The sequence below is a fragment of the Streptomyces sp. NPDC053513 genome, assembly GCF_044544765.1.
In the GTDB taxonomy this organism is placed as follows: Bacteria; Actinomycetota; Actinomycetes; order Streptomycetales; family Streptomycetaceae; genus Streptomyces; species Streptomyces litmocidini.
Genome location: NZ_JBITXP010000006.1, coordinates 53,435 through 71,726, shown reverse-complemented (window position 1 = coordinate 71,726; position 18,292 = coordinate 53,435). Strand labels below are relative to the sequence as shown.

The window sequence follows — 18,292 nt, the reverse complement described above, 5'->3', positions numbered from 1 at the left end:
ACCCAGGCCCCGCGCACCGCCCCGCCCCTGCCCCGCACCACCCAGGACCCGGGCCGGGTGGCCCGCCCCCCGGGGGGGCGGCGCCGGGGGCGGGCGGCACGTGCCGCCCGACCCGGCTTCCGCTTCTTCCCGGGCCGTCCCGCGCGGGACGGCCCGGGCGCCGGCGCGGGCTCGGCGGCCGCGGCGACCTCGGCGAGCAGCCGGCGGCAGACGGCCGCCAGTTCCGTCGTCCCGGCCGTCAGGTCGACGACGACCTCCGTACGGGCCGGGGCGGTCGTCCCCCCGTCCAGGATCCGCCCGGCCCGCAGCAGGGCCCGGTCCTTCCCCCCGGTCGGAGCGAGACTGATCCACCGGCGCACGTGCTCGCCCCGGATCACCACACCGCCGCCCCGCTCCCGGTAGACAGTGTGCTCCCGCCACAGGACTCCGGCCAACTCGTCGGCCGTCTCCCTGAGTTGCGCGTACATCTGACTCCCCTGCTCCCGATCCCCCGACCCGAACAGCCGCCGACTCTAACGGGCCCCACCGACAACCCCCACGACGCCCCCGCTCCTTGCGGCCCCACAGTCGGTGCACGGCACGCGCGAGAGGTCGGGGTTCCGGTCGCCGGAGGGGCGCACCCAGGGTGTCAACCATGGTTGACACGCCTCGCATGTCAACCTACATTGACAGCATGACCGATGCGACCGATCTCGCCGCGCGGGCCGGCGACCGTGACCCCCGGGTCGGGTTGCGGGCCGTTTCCGCCCTGCGGCGGCTGCTCGAACAGTTGGAGGCCGTCCAGGTGCGCAGTGCGCGCCATCAGGGGTGGTCGTGGCAGGAGATCGCGACCGAGCTGGGTGTCAGCCGGCAGGCCGTCCACAAGAAGTACGGGAGGCAGTGATGTTCGAAAGGTTCACGAAGGCCGCGCGCGACGTGGTGAAGGGGGCGTCCGGGCACGCGGAGCGGTCCGGTGCCGCGGCCGTCACCGCCGAGCATCTGCTGCTGGCGCTGCTCGACCGGGAGGACACCCGCGCGGCGGCGGTGCTCGGGCGGCTGTGCCCGGCGGAACGGCGGCCCGACCTGCTCTCCGCCCTCTCCGAGGCCCGGCGCCGGGCCGGTCTCTCCCGGGCGGACGCGGAGGCCCTGGCGGACCTCGGCATCGACGTCGGCGCGATCGTCGCGCGCGTCGAGGAGACCCATGGCACGGGCGCCCTGGCGGGCGACCGCAAGGACGCCGGCTGGTGGTCGGGCCGCCGCACCTTCTCCCGCGAGGCGAAGACCGTCCTGGAGAAGTCGCTCCGCGTGGCGCTGGCCCGCAAGGACCGGGAGATCGGCGACGAGCACCTGCTCCTCGCCCTCACCACGACCGGCGGCGTCGTCGCGGAGGCCCTGGCCGACCACGGCGTGACGTACGCCGCCGTCGACTCCGCCCTCACGGCGTCCGCGCCCCTCTGAGCCGCCGGGGTCTTTTACACGAGTGGTGAGACAGCAATACTGTTGAACCATGGAGCAGGCGAGCGACGCGCAGGGGCCCGTGTACACCGTGGACGAGCTGGCCGCGCGGGCCGGGGTCACCGTGCGGACCGTGCGGTTCTACGGGACCCGGGGGCTGCTGCCGCCCCCCGTCATCGGCGCGCGGCGGGTCGGGCACTACGGGGCCGATCACCTGTCGCGGCTCGCGCTGATCGAGGAGTTGCAGCGGCAGGGGATGACGCTGGCCGCCATCGAGCGGTATCTCGAACAGTTGCCGGACGACCTCAGCGCGCAGGACCTCGCCATCCACCGGGCCCTCGTCGCCTCCTGGGCGCCCGAGTCCGCCGAGACCATCACCCGGCGCGAGCTGGAGCGGCGGGCCGGGCGGGCGCTCACCGAGCGGGACGTGGACCGGCTGGCCGCGATGGGCGTGCTCGACCGGACCGACGAGGACGACACGTACCGCCTCGACGGAGCACTGCTCCGGCTCGGGGTCGAGCTGCTCGACGTGCCCATCGAGCACGAGACGATCCTCGCCTCCCGGACCGTGCTCCTGGAGCACGCGCGCGCGGCCGCCCAGGAGCTGTCCCGGCTCTTCCGGGACGAGGTGTGGAGCCCGTACCGGGAGAGCGGGGAGGACCCGGACCACCTGAGCGCGATGAAGTCGCTCTCGGCGCACATGCAGCCGATGGTGGTCCAGGCCCTTCTCACGGCCTTTCAGCGGTCGCTGAGCGAGGAGCTCAGGACCGCCTTCAGGAGCCGGTGAAAGCCGTTCGGTGAGGGCTAGTCGGTGAAGGTCTCGCCGCGCTCCGCCTTCTCCACCAGGAGCGCCGGCGGGGTGAACCGCTCCCCGTACGTCTCCGCAAGCTCGCGCGCGCGGGCGACGAAGCCGGCCACGCCGCCCTCGTAACCGTTGATGTACTGGAGGATGCCGCCGGTCCAGGCCGGGAAGCCGATGCCCATGATGGAGCCGATGTTGGCGTCGGCGACGGAGGTCAGGACGCCCTCCTCCAGGAGCCGGACGGTGTCCAGGGCCTCGGAGAACAGCATCCGCTCCTGCATGTCGCGGAACGGGATCTCGTACCCCGGCTTGGTGAAGTGCTCGCGCAGCCCCGGCCAGAGCTTCCCGCGCTTCCCGTCCTCGCCGTACTCGTAGAAGCCCGCGCCGCCGCTGCGGCCGGGACGGCCGAACTCGTCGACCATGCGGTCGATGACGGCCTCGCCCGGGTGGGTGACCCAGGTGCCGCCCGCCTCCTCGATCGCCTTCTTCGTCTCGTTGCGGATCTTCCGCGGGAGGGTGAGGGTCAGCTCGTCCATGAGGGAGAGGACCTTCGCCGGGTAGCCGGCCTGGGCGGCGGCCTGCTCGACCGAGGCGGGCTCGATGCCCTCGCCGACCATGGCGACGCCCTCGTTGATGAAGTGACCGATCACCCGCGAGGTGAAGAAGCCGCGCGAGTCGTTCACGACGATCGGCGTCTTGTTGATCTGGCGGACCAGGTCGAAGGCGCGGGCGAGCGCCTCGTCGCCGGTCCGCTCGCCCTTGATGATCTCGACGAGCGGCATCTTGTCGACGGGCGAGAAGAAGTGCAGGCCGATGAAGTCCTCCTGGCGCTCGACGCCCTCGGCGAGGACCGAGATGGGGAGGGTGGAGGTGTTGGAGCAGAGCAGCGCGTCGGGGGCGACGACGTGCTCGATCTCCTGGAAGACCTTGTGCTTGAGCGCGGTGTCCTCGAAGACCGCCTCGATGACCGCGTCGCAGCCGGCCAGGTCCGCCACGTCGGCGGTGGGCGTGATGCGGGCGAGGAGGGCGTCGGCCTTCTCCTGGGTGGTGCGGCCCCGGGAGACGGCCTTGGCGCAGAGCTTCTCGGAGTAGCCCTTGCCCTTGGCGGCGGACTCGGCGGAGACGTCCTTGAGGACGACCTCGATGCCGGCGCGGGCGCAGGAGTACGCGATGCCGGCGCCCATCATGCCGGCGCCGAGGACGGCGACCTTGCGGACCTGCCGCTTCTCCACGTCCTTCGGGCGGCTCGCGCCCGAGTTCACCGCCTGGAGGTCGAAGAAGAACGCCTGGATCATGTTCTTCGCGGTCTGGCCGATGACCAGCTCGGTGAAGTAGCGGCTCTCGATGGTCAGCGCGGTCTCGAAGTCGACCTGGGAGCCCTCGACGGCGGCGGCCATGATGGCCTTCGGCGCCGGGTAGGGGGCGCCGTTGAGCTGCTTGCGCAGGTTGGCCGGGAAGGCCGGCAGGTTGGCGGCGAACTTCGGGTTCGACGGGGTGCCGCCGGGGATGCGGTGGCCGGGGACGTCCCAGGGCTGGTGGGACTCCGGGTGGGTGTCGATGAAGGCGATGGCCTTGGCCATCATCTCCTCGGCGGTGGCGGCCACCTCGTGCACGAGGCCGTTGTCCAGGGCGCGCCGCGGGTTGTACTGGGTGCCCTGGAGCAGCACCTTGAGGAGGGCGTCGGTGATGCCCATGAGGCGCACGGTGCGGGCGACGCCGCCACCGCCGGGCAGCAGGCCGAGGGTGACCTCGGGCAGGCCGATCTTGGAGCCGGGCGCGTCGAGGGCGACGCGGTGGTGGGAGGCGAGGGCGATCTCGTAGCCGCCGCCGAGCGCGGCGCCGTTGATCGCGGCGACGACCGGCTTGCCGAGGGTCTCGATGCGGCGCAGCGCGTTCTTGATCTCGATGGCGCTGTCGAAGATGTCCTGGGCGTGCTCGGGGCCCGCCTTGATCATGTCCTTGAGGTCGCCGCCGGCGAAGAAGGTCTTCTTCGCGGAGGTGTAGATGATGCCGCGGATGGAGTCCTTCTCGGCCTCCACGCGGTCGGCGATCGCCTTGATCGAGGCCCGGAAGGCCTGGTTCATGGTGTTGGCGGACTGGTCGGGGTCGTCGAGGACGAGGGTGACGATCCCGGTCTCGTCCTGCTCCCAGCGGATGGTGGTGCTCTCGCTCATGTCTGCTGCTTCTCCGTGAGTAAGGGGTGCGGACGGGACGTCAGACGCGCTCGACGACGGTGGCGATGCCCATGCCGCCGCCCACGCAGAGGGTGGCGAGGCCGTAGCGCTTGTCCTGGCGCTCCAGTTCGTCGACGAGGGTGCCGAGGATCATCGCGCCGGTGGCGCCGAGCGGGTGGCCGAGCGCGATGGCGCCGCCGTTGACGTTGACCTTGTCCAGGGAGATGCCCATGTCCTTGACGAAGCGCAGGACGACGGCCGCGAAGGCCTCGTTGATCTCGACGAGGTCGATGTCGTCGATGGTGAGGCCCGCCTTGGCGAGGGCCTTGCGGGTGGCCGGGGCGGGGCCGGTGAGCATGATGGTCGGCTCGGAGCCGGAGACGGCGGCCGAGACGATCCGGGCGCGCGGCGTGAGGCCGTTCCGCTCGCCGGCCTCCTTGGAGCCGATGGCGACGAGGGAGGCGCCGTCGACGATGCCGGAGGAGTTGCCGGCGTGGTGGACGTGGTCGATCTCCTCGACCCAGTGGTACTTCTGCAGGGCGACCGCGTCGAAGCCGCCGAGTTCGCCGATGTCCTTGAAGGAGGGCTTGAGGCGGGCGAGGGAGTCGGCGGTGGTGCCGGGGCGCAGGAACTCGTCGTGGTCGAGGACGGTGAGTCCGGCGCGGTCCCTGACGGGGACGATCGAGCGGGCGAAGCGGCCGTCCTTGACGGCGGCCGCGGCGCGCTCCTGGGAGAGGGCGGCGTACTCGTCGACGTCGCGGCGGGAGAAGCCCTCGATGGTGGCGATGAGGTCGGCGCCGATGCCCTGGGGGACGAAGTTGGTCGCCAGGTTGGTCATCGGGTCGGCGAACCAGGCGCCGCCGTCGGAGGCCATCGGCACCCGGGACATGGACTCGACGCCGCCGGCGAGGACGAGGTCCTCCCAGCCGGAGCGGACCTTCATCGCGGCCATGTTGACCGCTTCGAGGCCGGAGGCGCAGAAGCGGTTCTCCTGGACGCCGGCCACGGTGTCGGGCAGGCCGGCGGCGATGGCGGCGATCCGGGCGATGTCGGAGCCCTGGTCGCCGACCGGGCCGACGACGCCGAGGACGATGTCGTCGACGGCGGCCGGGTCGAGTCCGGGGTTGCGGGCCTGGATCTCCCGGATGAGGCCGACGACCAGGTCGATGGGCTTGGTGCCGTGCAGGGAGCCGTTGGCCTTGCCGCGTCCGCGCGGGGTGCGGATCGCGTCGTACACGTACGCTTCGGTGCTCACGGGAAGCCTTTCGCGATGAGGGTTCTTCGAGGGGTGCGGGACGGGGTCAGCCGAGGAGGGAGCGGCCGATGATCTCCTTCATGATCTCGGTCGTACCGCCGTAGATGGTCTGGATCCGGCCGTCGGTGAAGGCACGGGCGACCGGGAATTCGCTCATGTAGCCGTACCCTCCGTGCAGCTGCAGACAGCGGTCGGCGACCCGCTTCTGGAGTTCGGTCGCCCACCACTTGGCCATGGAGGCGTTGACCGGGTCGAGCCCGAGGCCGGTCGGGTCGGCGTGCTCGGATATGCAGCGGTCGACGAAGGTGCGGGTGACGGCGCACTCGGTGGCCATCTCCGCGATCTCGAAGCGCACGTGCTGGAGCTTGGCGAGCGGCCGGCCGAACGCCTCGCGCTCCTTCACGTACCGCGTCGTGAGCTCCAGGAGGTGCTCGGCGCCGGCGATGCCGGCGACGGCGATGGCGAGGCGTTCCTGGGCGAGGTTGGTCATGAGGTGCACGAAGGCGCCGTTGAGCTCGCCGAGCAGGTTCTCCTTGGGGACGCGGACGTCGGTGAAGAAGAGCTCGGCGGTGTCCTGGGACTTCTGGCCGATCTTGTCGAGGTTCCGGCCGCGCTCGAAGCCCTCCATGCCCCGCTCGACGACGAGGAGGGAGAGGCCGTGCGCGCCGCCCTCGGGCGTGGTCCGGGCGACGACGATCACCAGGTCGGCGAGGATGCCGTTGGAGATGAAGGTCTTGGAGCCGTTGAGGATCCAGTGGTCGCCGTGGTCCTCGGCGGTGGTGCGGATGCCCTGGAGGTCGGAGCCGGCACCGGGTTCGGTCATCGCGATGGCGCTGATGATCTCGCCGGAGCAGAAGCCGGGCAGCCAGCGCCGCTTCTGCTCGTCGGTGGCGAGCTTGGTGAGGTACGGGCCGATGATGTCGTTGTGCAGGCCGATGGCGAGGCCGGGGGCCGCCGCCCTGGTGAACTCCTCGGCGAGGACGGAGGCGTACCGGAAGTCGGGGTTGCCGCCGCCTCCGTACTCCTCCTCGACCGCGAGCCCGAGGAGGCCCTGCCGGCCGGCGGCGAGCCAGGCCTCGCGGGAGACGATGCCGTCCTTCTCCCACTGCGCGTAGTGCGGCAGCACCTCCTTCTCCAGGAAGGTGCGGACGGTGGCCCGGAAGGCCTCGTGGTCCTCGGTGTAGAGGGTGCGCTTCATGCGGTCTTCGACTCCTGGGTGTGCAGGGCGGGTACGGCCCAGTCGCGGGCGACCTCGGCGGTGTCGGCACCGGGCAGGGCGGGACCCGTGCGGAGGGTGCCGGGGGTGGCGGAGAAACGGGGCGCGGGGGCGGGCTGGGGGATGCCGTCCCGCTCGGTGAAGGTGGCGCGGGCCGCGAGGTGCGGGTGGCCGGGGGCCTCGCGGAGGGAGAGGACGGGGGCGACGCAGGCGTCGCTGCCGTCGAAGACGGCGGTCCACTCCTCGCGGGTACGGCTCCGGAAGCGGTCGGCGACGGCCTTGCGCAGTTCGGGCCAGCGGGCGAGGTCGTGGCGGGCGGCGGCGACGTCCTCGGCGCCGAGGAGGCGGACGAACTCGGCGTAGAACCGCTCCTCCAGGGCGCCGACCGCCATGTGTCCGCCGTCGGAGGTCTCGTACACGCCGTAGAAGGGGCAGCCGCCGTCGAGCAGGTTGACGCCCCTGCGGTCCTGCCAGCCGCCGGCCGCGAGCATGGCGTGGATCATGGTGGTGAGGTGCGCGGTGCCGTCGACGATGGCGGCGTCGACGACCTGTCCCTCGCCGTGCGTCCGGGCGTGCTGGAGGGCGGCGAGGACGCCGATGACGAGGTAGAGGGAGCCGCCCGCGTAGTCGCCGACGAGGTTGGCGGGGATGGTGGGCGGGCCGTCCGGGTCGGGGCCGAACATGCCGAGGGCGCCGGTGATCGCGATGTACCCGATGTCGTGTCCGGCGGTCGGGGCGAGCGGGCCGTCCTGGCCCCAGCCGGTCATCCGGCCGTAGACGAGGCGGGGGTTGCGGGCGAGGCAGGCCTCGGGGCCGACGCCGAGGCGTTCGGCGACGCCGGGCCGGTAGCCCTCGACGAGGACGTCGGCCCGCTCGACGAGGTCGAGCACGGTGGCGGGGCCGTCCTCGGCCTTGAGGTCGACGAGGACGGAGCGCTTGTTGCGGTTGGTGAGGTCGCGGGCGGGGTCGATGCCGAGACCGGCGCCGCCGGGGCGGTCGACGCGGACGACGTCGGCTCCGAGGTCGGCGAGCAGCATGGCGGCGAAGGGGCCGGGCCCGATCCCGGCGAGTTCGACCACGCGCACGCCCGTGAGCGGGCCGTTGCGGGCGGTGTGCGTCGTGCTCATCGAGCCCCCAGGAGTGTGTGACACCAATGATGTAACACCAGAGATGCTAGGAACGCGTTCCACTCGGCACAAGCCCCCGGGCCGAGCAAGCGCTTGGAAATTCCGGAGGGGCGCGGTCCGGGCCCGCCCCCGGACCGGGCCGGATCCGGAGGGTCGGGGCCGCCCCGGTTCCGCTATCCTCCGCCGACGACAACCGCGCGGCGACGCGGTACGGCCGAGATGAGGGCTTGATGGAGACAGGGGCGGGCGTGGGGCGCGAGACCGGGGCCAGACCGTACGACGTGGTCCTCTTCGGGGCGACCGGCTTCGTGGGCGAGCTCACCGCGGAGTATCTGGCCGAGCACGCCCCCGCGGACTGCCGCTGGGCGCTCGCCGGACGCAGCCTCCGCAAGCTGGAGGCCCTGCGGGACCGGCTGGCCGCCGGACGGCCGCGGCTCGCCGCCCTGCCGCTGGTCGTCGCCGACTCCGCCGATCCCGGCTCGCTGCGCGAACTCGCCGAGTCCGCGCGGGTGGTGGCGACCACGGTCGGCCCGTACGTCTGGCACGGGGAGGGACTGGTCGCCGCCTGCGCGGAGGCGGGCACCGACTACCTGGACCTGACGGGCGAGTCCGAGTTCGTGGACCTCATGTTCGTACGGCACGACGCGCGCGCCCGGGAGACCGGCGCCCGGATCGTGCACGCCTGCGGCTTCGACTCCGTCCCGCACGACCTGGGCGTGTACTTCACCGTCCGGCAGCTGCCGGAGGACGTGCCGCTGCGCGTCGACGGCTTCGTCCGGGCGGGGGCCGCCTTCTCCGGCGGCACCTTCGCCTCGGCGCTGACCGCGTTCGGCCGGGGCCGGCAGATCCTGCGGGCCGCGCACGAGCGGCGGCTGCACGAACCGCGCCTCGTGGGCCGCCGGGCCCGCGCGCCCCTCGGCGGACCGAGGTTCAGCCGGGAGACCGGCACCTGGGCGCTGCCGCTGCCGACGCTCGACCCGCAGGTCGTGGCCCGCTCGGCCGCCGCCCTCGAACGCTACGGACCGGACTTCCGCTACCGGCACTACGCCTCCGTGAAGACCCTCCCGATGGCCCTGGGCGGCACCGCCGCCATCGGCGCGAGCGTCGCCGCCGCCCAACTGCCGCCGGTGCGCTCCTGGCTGATGGGGCGTTACTCGTCGGGCCAGGGCCCGTCGGCCGAGCGCCGCGCCCGCAGCTGGTTCTCGGTCCGGTTCGTCGGCGAGGGCGGCGGACGGCGGGTCTTCACCGAGGTGTCGGGCGGCGACCCGGGCTACGACGAGACGGCGAGGATGCTCGCCGAGGCGGCCCTCTGCCTCGCCTTCGACCCCCTGCCGAAGACCGCCGGCCAGGTGACGACGGCGGTGGCGATGGGTGACGCCCTCACCGACCGCCTGCGCGCGGCGGGCATCCGCTTCCGGGTGGCGCACCGGGGCTAGGGGGTGCCTTCCGGACCGGACCGGGGAGCGGGGCCTGCCGCGTGGCGCGGGGTCAGGCGCGGACGAGGCGGAAGGGGTGGCCCGCCGGGTCCGCGTAGACGCGCCAGGAGGGCGCCTCGCCCCCGTCGAGCGGGACGGCCCCGAGCGCGAGCACGGCCGCGTGGGCGGCGGCCGGGTCCCCGACCCGTACGTCCAGGTGGAACTGCTGCTCGGGCGCGCCCCAGACGGGCGGACTGTGGTCGGCCACGCTCTGGAAGGCGAGCACCGGGCCGCCCTCGTCGCACAGCACGGCGGAACCCTCGCCGACGGCGAGCGCCGGGTCGGGGCACTCGATCTCGCCGCCCAGCAACCCCTGGTAGAACGCGGCCAGTTCGCGGGCGTCCGGGCAGTCGAGCACGGCGCAGCGCAGACGTCCGATCATCCGAGCGTCCAGTCCGCGATGACGTACAGGACGGCGCAGGCCCAGACGAGGGCGGAGACCCCGGCGACGGCGAGGGCGGCGGTGAGACCGCGGGATACGGGGAGGCGAGCAGTCATGGACCCCACTCTGCCGTGGGGGTCCGACAACGGGCATCCGTACGGGTACTCACCCGGGATACTCAGACGGACCCGAGTGAGCCCTGCGCCTCCTTGAGCGCCCTGCGGCAGAGGGAGTCGGCGTGACGGGTGGTCTCGGGCACGCGGTAGCGCGGGGAGAGGAGCAGGGTGTGGGCGCAGGCGTTGTCGAGGGAGACGCGGTGCCCCACGGAGACGTAGACGGGCTTGACGCCGGCCTGGGTGCGCAGGGCCCTGCCGACCTCCTCCCCGTCGGCGAGGAGCGGGGCGAAGTCGCCGCGCGCGTCGCCGGGTTGCTCGTACGTGAAGGTGAAGGGGTTCTTGGCCACGCCGATGGACGGCCGTCCGGTGAGCACCCCGAGGTGACTGGCGAGGCCGAAGCGGCGGGGGTGGGCGAGGCCGTAGCCGTCGCAGACCAGCAGGCCGGGGTCGGCGGTCAGGGCGCCGAGCGCGGCGAGCACGGTCGGGATCTCGCGGAAGGCGAGGAGCCCGGGGACGTACGGGAAGGAGACCCTGCCGACCGCCGTGGCCTCCTCCACCACGTCGAGGGTGCGCGCGTCGAGCACGACGGCCGCGGCGGCGACGAGGTCGCGCTCGTCGTCGTAGGCCACGTCGAGGCCGGTGACGTGCCCCTCCCCCGGCGGCGGCCCGCTCTCCCCGAGTACGAGCCGCTCCCGCAGCTCCCGCTGCACGTCCCGCGCGGCGCCCTCGTCGGCGGGCCAGCCCGCCGGAATCCCGATGATCGTCATGGGGGGCCAGCCTAGGGGGTGCCCTGCCGGCCCAGGGGGTGGCCTGCCGGTCCAGGGGGTGGCCTGCCGGTCCAGGGGGTGGCCTGCCGGTCCGGGGCGCCTGCCGGTCCGGGGCGCCTGCCGGTCGGGCCGGGAGCGCGGCACGACCGGTGGACCGTACGCGGCCGGACGGTCGCCGGGAGGCACAGGTAGCCTGGCGATCATGTTCGTACTCGAATTGACCTACACCGCGCCCGTCGAGCGGGTGGACGCGCTGCTCGACGCGCACGTCGAATGGCTCGACGCGCAGTACGCCGCCGGCGTGTTCCTGGCGTCGGGACGCAAGAACCCCCGGGACGGCGGGGTCATCCTGGCCGCCGGGGTCGACCGCGCGGAGATCGAGAAGATCGCGGCGGCCGACCCGTTCGCCGTCGAGGGCGTGTGCGCGTACCGGATCACGGAGTTCTACGCGACCAAGACGGCCGACGGGATCGCCGCGTACCGGGAGGAGCTGCCCTCCTAGTCCTTCGTGACCAGGCGGGCGATGCGGCCCTTCTCGCCGGAGGCCCAGCAGGAGCCGTCCGGGGTGCAGTCGACCGTGTCGTACGAGCCGGTGTCGACCGTGCGCCAGGTGCGGCCCCCGTCGGTGGTGAGGTCGGTGCCGGTCGGGCCGACGGCGAGCGCGGCCGCCTTGCCGTGCGGGAGCCAGGCGACGCCGGAGCGGTAGGCGGGCGGCGGCGTGGCCGGGCCGTGCCAGGTGCGGCCCCCGTCGGTGCTGACCGCGCCGGCCCGCGGCGACGGCTGGTCCTTGCGGTAGTCGCCGCCGACGGCGATGCCGTGCGCGCGGTCGCGGAAGGCGAGCCCGAAGACGCCGCGGGCCGGGTCGCCGGCCGGGATCGGCGTCTCCGTGGCGGTCCAGGTCAGCCCCCGGTCGGCGGAGTGCAGCACGCGCGCGGTGGCGCCGCCGCCCGTCGCGAGCCACACGTCCCGGGGGCCGGCCGACACGAGGCACTGGCCGCTCGCGGCGAAGCCCGCCTCGCCGGGGAGCGCGTCCGGCATCCCGGCGCTCGGCAGGACCTGCCAGGAGCGGCCGCCGTCGCGGGTGGAGAGGATGCGGTACTTCCCGTCGACCGGGTCGCTCATGGCGAGTCCGTGCCGGTGGTCGAAGAAGGTCATGCAGTCGTAGAAGGCCCGTGCGTCGGTGTTCCGGAAGGACTCGGTCCAGGTGGCGCCGCCGTCCTCGGTGCGCAGGACGCGGGAGGCCTCGCCCTCGCCGATGGCGAGGACGACGGCCCGGCGGGCGTCGAAGGCCTCGACGTCACGGAACTCCAGGTCGCCCGCACCGGCCGGCGATACGTTTCGCCAGCTCCGGCCGCCGTCGGTGGTGCGCAGCACCGTCCCCTTCGAACCCGCGGCCCAGGCGGTCCGGCGGTCCACCGCCGCGAGCCCCCGGAAGCGGGCGTCGGCGCCGGTCGGTGTCAGCTGCCAGCCGGCCGCCGCCGTGGGGGTCTCCCCGGCCCGCGCCGGGGCGGCCAGGGTCAGCGCGAGCGCCGCCCCGATCAGCCCCACCGACATCGTTCGTCTCGTCTTCCCCATGGACGTCATGGCGCCGGAAGCTAGTGCCCCGGGCCGGTCGGCGTCCAGGGTGCGTCCTCGGCCGGGCGTTCCTAGGCTGGGTCGCATGACGGAAGGCGAAGGTACGACGGAGGAGCGGCCCCGGCTCAAGGAGTACGAGGGCGAGGGCATCACCGTCACGTTCGAGCCGCGCCGCTGTCTGCACGCGGCCGAGTGCGTCCACGGCCTGCCGGAGGTCTTCGACCTGTCCCGGCGCCCGTGGGTGCTGCCCGGCGCCGCCGAGCCCGCCCGGGTCGCGGAGGTCGTCCGGCGCTGCCCCTCCGGCGCGCTCCAGTACCACCACCGCCCCGAGGACGCCGTCCCCGAGCCCCCGGACTCCCCCACCACGATCCGGCGCACGCCCGCCGGGCAGCTGGTGGTGCGGGGCGACCTCGTCGTGGCCGGCCCGTACGGGGACCGGCACGAGACGCGGGTGATGCTCTGCGGCTGCGGCGCCTCCGGGAACCAGCCGTACTGCGACCACTCGGGCCCCTGCGCGGAACCGGACGACGAGGACGTGCCGGAAGCGCGGTGACGACCGGCACGGCCGCGTGCACGCGTCGCCCCCGCCCCGGCCGTACGCGCAAGCGCGCCCGACGGCATCACCGCGCCCCCGCCCTCGCGCCGGGCAGCCCGCGTACCCGCCCCGCCGCTCGGTGACGCAGCTCACGTAGGGGCGGAGTGCACGTTCCGGCCGTGCCGCTCGTCTTGGGGGGTGTCAGGTGCCCTGGTGTCGGGGAGACGCACAGGACCCGAAGCCCGTGTGAGAGGAGCCGGTCTTGTCCGCAGTCATCGAGCAGGCCGTGCAGGCCCGTCTGGTCGCGTCCGCTCCCCGGATGGAGACCGTCCCCGCCACGCTGCGGTACGACCGGGAGGATCCGTACGCCGTGAGCATGGCCTTCCCGCCGCCGGCGACCCTGGAGGGCGTCGAGGTCTCCTGGGCCTTCGCGCGCGAACTGCTCGTGCAGGGGGTCGAGCGCCCGGCCGGGGTCGGGGACGTGCGGCTGCGTCCGTACGGCTACGACCGCACGGTGGTCGAGTTCCACGCCCCGGAGGGGGTGGCCATGGTCCATGTGCGGACCTCCGAGCTGCGCCGCTTCCTGGAGCGCTCGCAGCACCTGGTGCCGACGGGGCGCGAGCACCAGTACCTGGACTGGGACCAGGGCCTCTCGGAGCTGCTCCGCGAGCACCCGTGAGGACCCGCCGCACAAATCGTTTGCGGGTCTCCCGGCCCGGGGCGTACGGTCCGTACTGACCTTGTCGTCGCCCGATCGGAGAAGGACGTTGCTCGTCTGAGGTTGCGAGACACCGAGCCGCGCGTGCCCCCTGTGCCGCGCCGTGCCGTTCTCGACCTCGGCGTACGAGCCGTTCTCCACACTGCCCGCGCCCCGGTGTCTCCTCGCGTTGCCCCATTCCACGCTCGCGCGACCGGGAGGCCTCCATGGCGCATCACCCCACTTTCATCACCTGTTCCGCTCTCTCCTTCTCCTGGCCCGACGGCACCGAGGTCCTCGACGACTTCCGGCTCTCGATCGGCCCCGGCCGCACCGGCCTCGTCGGGCTCAACGGCTCGGGAAAGTCCACGCTCCTGAAGCTGATCGCGGGCGAACTGGCCCCGCTGGACGGCACGGTCAAGGTCACCGGTGAACTCGGCTACCTCCCGCAGAACCTGGTCCTCGACACCTCGCAGCGGGTGGACGGGATCCTCGGCATCGCCGGCAAGCGGGCCGCCCTGCACGCCATCGAGGCGGGCGACGCCGCGGAGGAGCACTTCACCGTCCTCGGCGACGACTGGGACGTCGAGGAGCGGGCCCGGGCCGTCCTCGACCAGCTCGGGCTCGACCACGTCGGCCTGGACCGGACCGTGGGGGAGCTCTCGGGCGGCGAGTCCGTGCTGCTGCGCCTCGCCGCGCTGCTGCTCGCCCGGCCCGACGTGCTGCTGCTCGACGAGCCCACCAACAACCTGGACCTGCACGCCCGCGCCCGGCTGTACGAGGCGGTGGAGAGGTGGTCGGGGGTCCTGGTCGTGGTCAGCCACGACCGGGAACTCCTGGAGCGGGTCGACCAGATCGCCGATCTGCGCGACGGCGAGGTGGCCTGGTACGGCGGCAACTGGACCGCGTACGAGACGGCGCTCGCCGCCGAACAGGAGGCGGCGGAACGGATGGTGCGGGTCGCCGAGGCGGACGTGCAGCGCCAGAAGCGCGAACTGTCCGAGTCCCAGACGAAGTCGGCCCGTCGCAGGCGGTACGGGCAGAAGAGCTTCGAGAACAAGGTCGCGTCGAAGCTCGTGGCCAACAGCAACAAGCGGGACGCCCAGGTCACGGCCGGCAAGCAGCGCACGTTGCACGCGGAGCGCCTCTCGGAGGCGAAGGAGCGGCTCGACGCGGCCGTCGAGGCGGTACGGGACGACGACGAGATCCGCGTCGAGCTGCCCCGCACCTCGGTGCCGCCGGGCCGCGAGGTGCTGCACCTGCGGGACCTGGAGCTGCGCCACGGGGCCCGGGTCGACGGCCCGTTCGAGCTGCGCGGCCCGGAGCGGATCGCCCTGGTCGGCCGGAACGGCGCCGGGAAGACGACGCTGCTCCGGACGATCGCCGGGGAGTTGGAGCCGCTGGCGGGCGAGACGGACGTGCGGGTGCCGCTGCGCTTCCTGCCGCAGCGGCTCGACGTGCTCGACGACGGGCTGAGCGTGGTGGAGAACGTGGCGCGCTTCGCGCCCGCGGCGACGGCGAACGCGATCAGGGCACGCCTCGCCCGGTTCCTGTTCCGCGGGGCACGGGCGGACCAGCCCGTCGGCACCCTGTCGGGCGGCGAGCGGTTCCGGGCGACGCTCGCGGCCCTGCTCCTCGCGGAGCCGGCCCCGCAGCTGCTGATGCTGGACGAGCCGACGAACAACCTGGACATGGCGTCGGTGCGGAAGCTGACGGCGGCCCTGGAGGCCTACGAGGGGGCGCTGATCGTGGCGAGCCACGACGTGGCGTTCCTGGAGTCGCTGGGGATCACCCGCTGGCTGCTGCTCGACGGCGGGCTGCGGCCGACGACGGCGGAGGAGATCCGGGAAACCGCCCCGAGCCCCCGCCGGAGCGAGTTCCAGGATCTGATGACGGGGTGAGCCGGGGGCGGCCCTCTGCCGGGAGCCAGGGCCGGGAGCCGAGGACCGGGCACTGAGGGCCGGGCGCTGGGGGCCGGGAGCGGGGGGCCGGGCGCTGGGAGCCGGGAGCGGGGATCGGGAGCCGGGCCGGGGCCAGGCTCCGGAAGCAGGGGCCGGGGTCAGGCCCCAGGGCTCCGGACGCCGGTGCCGGGGCACCCCCGGCCCCCGCCTGCTCTGTGCCGTCGATCGTCTGCGCTGTGTAGTCGGCCGCCCGACCCCCGGCGGCCGGCCAGGACGTGACCTGCGTCTCCGGCGTCCCGCCGGAGCTGCGCGCATAACGGAACGTAACCGGACATCGCCGGGACGGGCTTGGCCGACGCCTTACGGAGGCTTAACCTACGGTCTCGTAACCTACGAATCCGTAGGTATACCCGTATGCCCTCCCCGTCCCCCACCCCCAGGAGTTCCCGTGACGCTCACCTCCCCCTCTCTCGGCAGCTCGGCGGAGTGGACCGACGCACGGTTGCTCTACGCGCTGGAAGAGGTCGTGGAGAAGGAGCTCAACCGGCACCTGAAGGTCACCAAGGACTGGATGCCGCACGAGTACGTGCCGTGGTCCGACGCCCGGAACTTCCCCGGCTTCTTCGAGGACGGCGAGGCCTGGGACCCGTCGCAGTCCAAGGTCACCGAGATCGGCAAGATCGCACTCGTGGTCAACCTGCTCACCGAGGACAACCTGCCGAGCTACCACCACGAGATCGCCAGCCTCTTCGGCCGCGACGGCGCCTGGGGCACCTGGGTGCACCGCTGGACCGCCGAGGAGGGCCGGCACGGCATCGTGATGCGCGACTACCTGCTCGCCTCCCGCGCCGTCGACCCGGACAAGCTGGAGCAGTTCCGGATGGCGCACATGAGCGAGGGCTTCGAGTCCGACAACCGGCACTCGATGCTGCACTCCGTCGCGTACGTGGCCTTCCAGGAGCTCGCCACCCGCATCTCGCACCGCAACACCGGCCACCAGTCCGGCGACCCGGTCTGCGACCGGATGCTGGCCCGGATCGCCACCGACGAGAACCTGCACATGGTCTTCTACCGCAACCTGCTGGGCGCGGCCTTCGAGATCGCCCCCGACCTGACCATGCAGGCCGTGCGGGACGTCGTGGTCGACTTCCGGATGCCCGGACACGGCATGCCGGGCTTCGAGCGGGCGGCCGCGCAGATGGCGATCGGCGAGATCTACAACATGCGCATCCACCACGACGACGTCCTCCAGCCCGTCCTGCGCTTCCTCAAGGTCCTCCAGATCGAGGGCCTCGGCCCGGACGGCCTGCGCGCCCAGGAGGAGCTGGGGCTCTACATGAACGGGCTGGACAGCGAGGCGAGCAAGTTCGACGAGAAGCTCGCGGCCCGCAAGGCGCGGATGGCCGCGCGCGCGGCCGGCTGAACCAGCCGTACCCCGGGCGCCGCTCGGCGGCTCAGCAGCTCCGCCGCTTGAGCCGCCCGCGCTCCTTCTCGGAGAGCCCGCCCCACACCCCGAACCGCTCGTCGTGGGTGAGGGCGTACTCCAGGCACGCAAGGCGCCCCTCGCACGCCCCGCACAGCTGCTTCGCCTCGCGCGTCGAGGAGCCGGGGGCCGGGAAGAAGAACTCCGGGCCGGCCTGGGCGCACAGGGCGTTCTCGCGCCAGGAGAGGTCGGGGGTGGTGAGCACGTCGGTATCCGTCTGCATGACCGACAGCTTGCCCAAGGGCCGTAAACGCGCCATCAACGTTCGATCAATGGCGTATACCCAGCGCCGGAAGCACCGTCTCGGCCACCCGGTACGCCTCCTCCAGGAGCGGGTTCCCGGACAGGATGAACGTGTCCACTCCCAGCTCCTGGTACTCCTTGAGACGCTCCACGACCTGGGCCGTGGAGCCCACGACGGCCGTGCCGGGACCGGGCCGGAACAGGCTCATGCCGGGCCACAGGTTCGGGTGGGTCTCCAGTTCGCGCGCCCGGGCGGGCACCTTGCCGCCGTGCTGGCGGAACTGGCGCTGCCAGCCGACGCCGTCCTCGCCCGCGCGGTCGCCGAGCTGCCGGGCGTAGGTCGCCTCGCTGGTGACGTCCAGGAGCCGGTCGGCCGCGGCCCAGGCCTCGTCCTCGGTGTCCCGGACGATCAGGTGGAGCCGCAGGCCGATGCGGAGGGCGCGGCCGTGGGCGGCGGCCCGGGCCCGGACGTGGTCGAGCTTCTCCTTCAGCAGGTGCGGGGGCTCGCCCCAGGTGAGGTAGACGTCGACGTGCTCGGCGGCCATCTCGATGCCGGGCGCCGAGGAACCGCCGAACCAGAGCGGCACGTGCGGCTCCTGGACGGGGCGCAGGTCGCGGAAGGACGCGCCGGCGTTCCTGAGGTCGTAGAAGCGGCCCTTGTGGTCGAAGACCTCGCCGGCCGTGAGGCGCTTGACGATCGACCAGTACTCGGCGCTCAGTTCGTACCGCTCGTCGTGCTCGACGTGCAGGCCGTACTCCCGCAGGGAGTTCGTCGATCCGTTGACGACGTTGAACCGGATCCTGCCGCCGAAGAGGTTGTCGAAGCTCAGCGCCATCTTGGCCAGCAGGGTCGGGGAGATCAGGCCCGGGTGGACGGCGAGCAGCGGCTTGAAGCGGGTGCTGGTGGAGGCGGCGAGCGCGGAGCCGAGCGGCCAGACGTCGTACAGGTCGGTGGCGAGCAGCGCGCCGGTGAAGCCGAGGCGTTCGACCGTGCCGGCGAGCTGGGTGAGATAGCCGAGGTCGACGGGGCGGCGGCCCTCCGGCTCCCACGGATAGGCGCCTTCGCGCGGGATGACGTACCAGAGGACTTCGGGTGCGGGGTGCGTCATC

General features: G+C 73.2%; 20 protein-coding genes. 9 read left to right on the top strand and 11 right to left on the bottom strand.

The features are described from left to right. Nucleotides 1-467, bottom strand: a 467-nt coding sequence (locus ACIGW4_RS12560; protein ID WP_399580094.1) for a hypothetical protein, incomplete at its 3' end; no start/stop codon positions are given. Nucleotides 468-673: 206 nt separating this feature from the next. Here ACIGW4_RS12560 and ACIGW4_RS12555 point away from each other — a divergent pair. Genes ACIGW4_RS12555 through ACIGW4_RS12545 form a run of 3 tightly spaced genes read left to right on the top strand, consistent with a single transcriptional unit; the run spans nt 674 to nt 2,221 of the window. Beyond that, nucleotides 674-883, top strand: a complete 210-nt coding sequence (locus ACIGW4_RS12555; protein WP_043228359.1) for a helix-turn-helix domain-containing protein — start codon at nt 674-676, stop codon at nt 881-883. Further along, on the top strand, nt 883-1,437 hold the full coding sequence (locus ACIGW4_RS12550) for a Clp protease N-terminal domain-containing protein (RefSeq protein ID WP_399580090.1): 555 nt from the start codon (nt 883-885) through the stop codon (nt 1,435-1,437). The genes ACIGW4_RS12555 and ACIGW4_RS12550 overlap by 1 nt, the downstream gene beginning before the upstream one ends. A 49-nt stretch (nt 1,438-1,486) precedes the next feature. Then, nucleotides 1,487-2,221 carry a MerR family transcriptional regulator gene (locus tag ACIGW4_RS12545; RefSeq protein WP_123456291.1) on the top strand — a complete coding sequence of 245 codons (735 nt, stop codon included), beginning with the start codon at nt 1,487-1,489 and terminating at the stop codon, nt 2,219-2,221. 17 nt (nt 2,222-2,238) lie between these two features. Here the strand turns inward: ACIGW4_RS12545 and ACIGW4_RS12540 are convergent, their stop codons facing one another. The 4 genes from ACIGW4_RS12540 to ACIGW4_RS12525 are packed head-to-tail and all read right to left on the bottom strand — an operon-like array spanning nt 2,239 to nt 8,008. Beyond that, nucleotides 2,239-4,410, bottom strand: a complete 2,172-nt coding sequence (locus ACIGW4_RS12540; protein WP_123456290.1) for a 3-hydroxyacyl-CoA dehydrogenase NAD-binding domain-containing protein — start codon at nt 4,408-4,410, stop codon at nt 2,239-2,241. Between the two features lie 40 nt (nt 4,411-4,450). After that, the gene (locus ACIGW4_RS12535) at nt 4,451-5,665 is read right to left on the bottom strand and encodes an acetyl-CoA C-acetyltransferase (protein ID WP_123456289.1); all 1,215 of its coding nucleotides are present in this window, start codon (nt 5,663-5,665) and stop codon (nt 4,451-4,453) included. A gap of 46 nt (nt 5,666-5,711) precedes the next feature. Beyond that, nucleotides 5,712-6,863, bottom strand: a complete 1,152-nt coding sequence (locus ACIGW4_RS12530; RefSeq protein WP_123456288.1) for an acyl-CoA dehydrogenase family protein — start codon at nt 6,861-6,863, stop codon at nt 5,712-5,714. Further along, a complete protein-coding gene (locus tag ACIGW4_RS12525) occupies nt 6,860-8,008 on the bottom strand; it encodes a CaiB/BaiF CoA-transferase family protein (RefSeq protein WP_123456287.1) in 1,149 nt (382 codons plus the stop codon). The genes ACIGW4_RS12530 and ACIGW4_RS12525 overlap by 4 nt, the downstream gene beginning before the upstream one ends. Before the next feature lie 230 nt (nt 8,009-8,238). Here ACIGW4_RS12525 and ACIGW4_RS12520 point away from each other — a divergent pair, with 230 nt between their 5' ends. Further along, a complete protein-coding gene (locus tag ACIGW4_RS12520) occupies nt 8,239-9,444 on the top strand; it encodes a saccharopine dehydrogenase family protein (RefSeq protein WP_398711638.1) in 1,206 nt (401 codons plus the stop codon). A 52-nt stretch (nt 9,445-9,496) separates the two neighbouring features. Here the strand turns inward: ACIGW4_RS12520 and ACIGW4_RS12515 are convergent, their stop codons facing one another. From ACIGW4_RS12515 to ACIGW4_RS12505, 3 genes are all read right to left on the bottom strand, one after another. Beyond that, nucleotides 9,497-9,865 (bottom strand): VOC family protein, encoded by a 369-nt coding sequence (locus tag ACIGW4_RS12515; protein ID WP_399580083.1) that lies wholly within the window; start codon nt 9,863-9,865, stop codon nt 9,497-9,499. After that, nucleotides 9,862-9,981, bottom strand: coding sequence for a morphogenic membrane protein MmpA (mmpA, locus tag ACIGW4_RS12510; RefSeq protein WP_399171998.1), 120 nt, complete (start codon nt 9,979-9,981; stop codon nt 9,862-9,864). The genes ACIGW4_RS12515 and mmpA overlap by 4 nt, the downstream gene beginning before the upstream one ends. A gap of 62 nt (nt 9,982-10,043) precedes the next feature. Further along, complete coding sequence (locus tag ACIGW4_RS12505; protein ID WP_359591432.1) at nt 10,044-10,748, bottom strand: endonuclease V; 705 nt, start codon at nt 10,746-10,748, stop codon at nt 10,044-10,046. Nucleotides 10,749-10,950: 202 nt separating this feature from the next. Between ACIGW4_RS12505 and ACIGW4_RS12500 the strand changes: the two genes are divergently transcribed. Beyond that, a complete protein-coding gene (locus ACIGW4_RS12500; protein ID WP_123456283.1) occupies nt 10,951-11,250 on the top strand; it encodes a YciI family protein in 300 nt (99 codons plus the stop codon). On the opposite strand, the gene ACIGW4_RS12495 is transcribed toward ACIGW4_RS12500, so the two are convergent. Then, nucleotides 11,247-12,332, bottom strand: coding sequence for a WD40/YVTN/BNR-like repeat-containing protein (locus tag ACIGW4_RS12495; protein ID WP_399580081.1), 1,086 nt, complete (start codon nt 12,330-12,332; stop codon nt 11,247-11,249). The two genes, ACIGW4_RS12500 and ACIGW4_RS12495, sit on opposite strands and share 4 nt — an antisense overlap. Nucleotides 12,333-12,408: 76 nt before the next feature. Between ACIGW4_RS12495 and ACIGW4_RS12490 the strand changes: the two genes are divergently transcribed. From ACIGW4_RS12490 to ACIGW4_RS12475, 4 genes are all read left to right on the top strand, one after another. Further along, nucleotides 12,409-12,876, top strand: a complete 468-nt coding sequence (locus ACIGW4_RS12490) for a (4Fe-4S)-binding protein (RefSeq protein WP_359591430.1) — start codon at nt 12,409-12,411, stop codon at nt 12,874-12,876. A gap of 244 nt (nt 12,877-13,120) precedes the next feature. Then, nucleotides 13,121-13,537: an SsgA family sporulation/cell division regulator gene (locus ACIGW4_RS12485; RefSeq protein ID WP_123456281.1), complete on the top strand. Its 417-nt coding sequence runs from the start codon at nt 13,121-13,123 to the stop codon at nt 13,535-13,537. 245 nt (nt 13,538-13,782) lie between these two features. Continuing rightward, on the top strand, nt 13,783-15,456 hold the full coding sequence (locus ACIGW4_RS12480) for an ABC-F family ATP-binding cassette domain-containing protein (RefSeq protein ID WP_399580079.1): 1,674 nt from the start codon (nt 13,783-13,785) through the stop codon (nt 15,454-15,456). 448 nt (nt 15,457-15,904) lie between these two features. Continuing rightward, nucleotides 15,905-16,879: an acyl-ACP desaturase gene (locus tag ACIGW4_RS12475; RefSeq protein ID WP_123456279.1), complete on the top strand. Its 975-nt coding sequence runs from the start codon at nt 15,905-15,907 to the stop codon at nt 16,877-16,879. 31 nt (nt 16,880-16,910) lie between these two features. Here the strand turns inward: ACIGW4_RS12475 and ACIGW4_RS12470 are convergent, their stop codons facing one another. Together ACIGW4_RS12470 and ACIGW4_RS12465 are read right to left on the bottom strand one after the other, a co-directional pair. Next, a complete protein-coding gene (locus tag ACIGW4_RS12470) occupies nt 16,911-17,162 on the bottom strand; it encodes a WhiB family transcriptional regulator (RefSeq protein ID WP_399580076.1) in 252 nt (83 codons plus the stop codon). Between the two features lie 46 nt (nt 17,163-17,208). Then, nucleotides 17,209-18,291, bottom strand: a complete 1,083-nt coding sequence (locus ACIGW4_RS12465; protein WP_399580075.1) for an LLM class flavin-dependent oxidoreductase — start codon at nt 18,289-18,291, stop codon at nt 17,209-17,211. Nucleotide 18,292 lies beyond the last annotated feature (1 nt).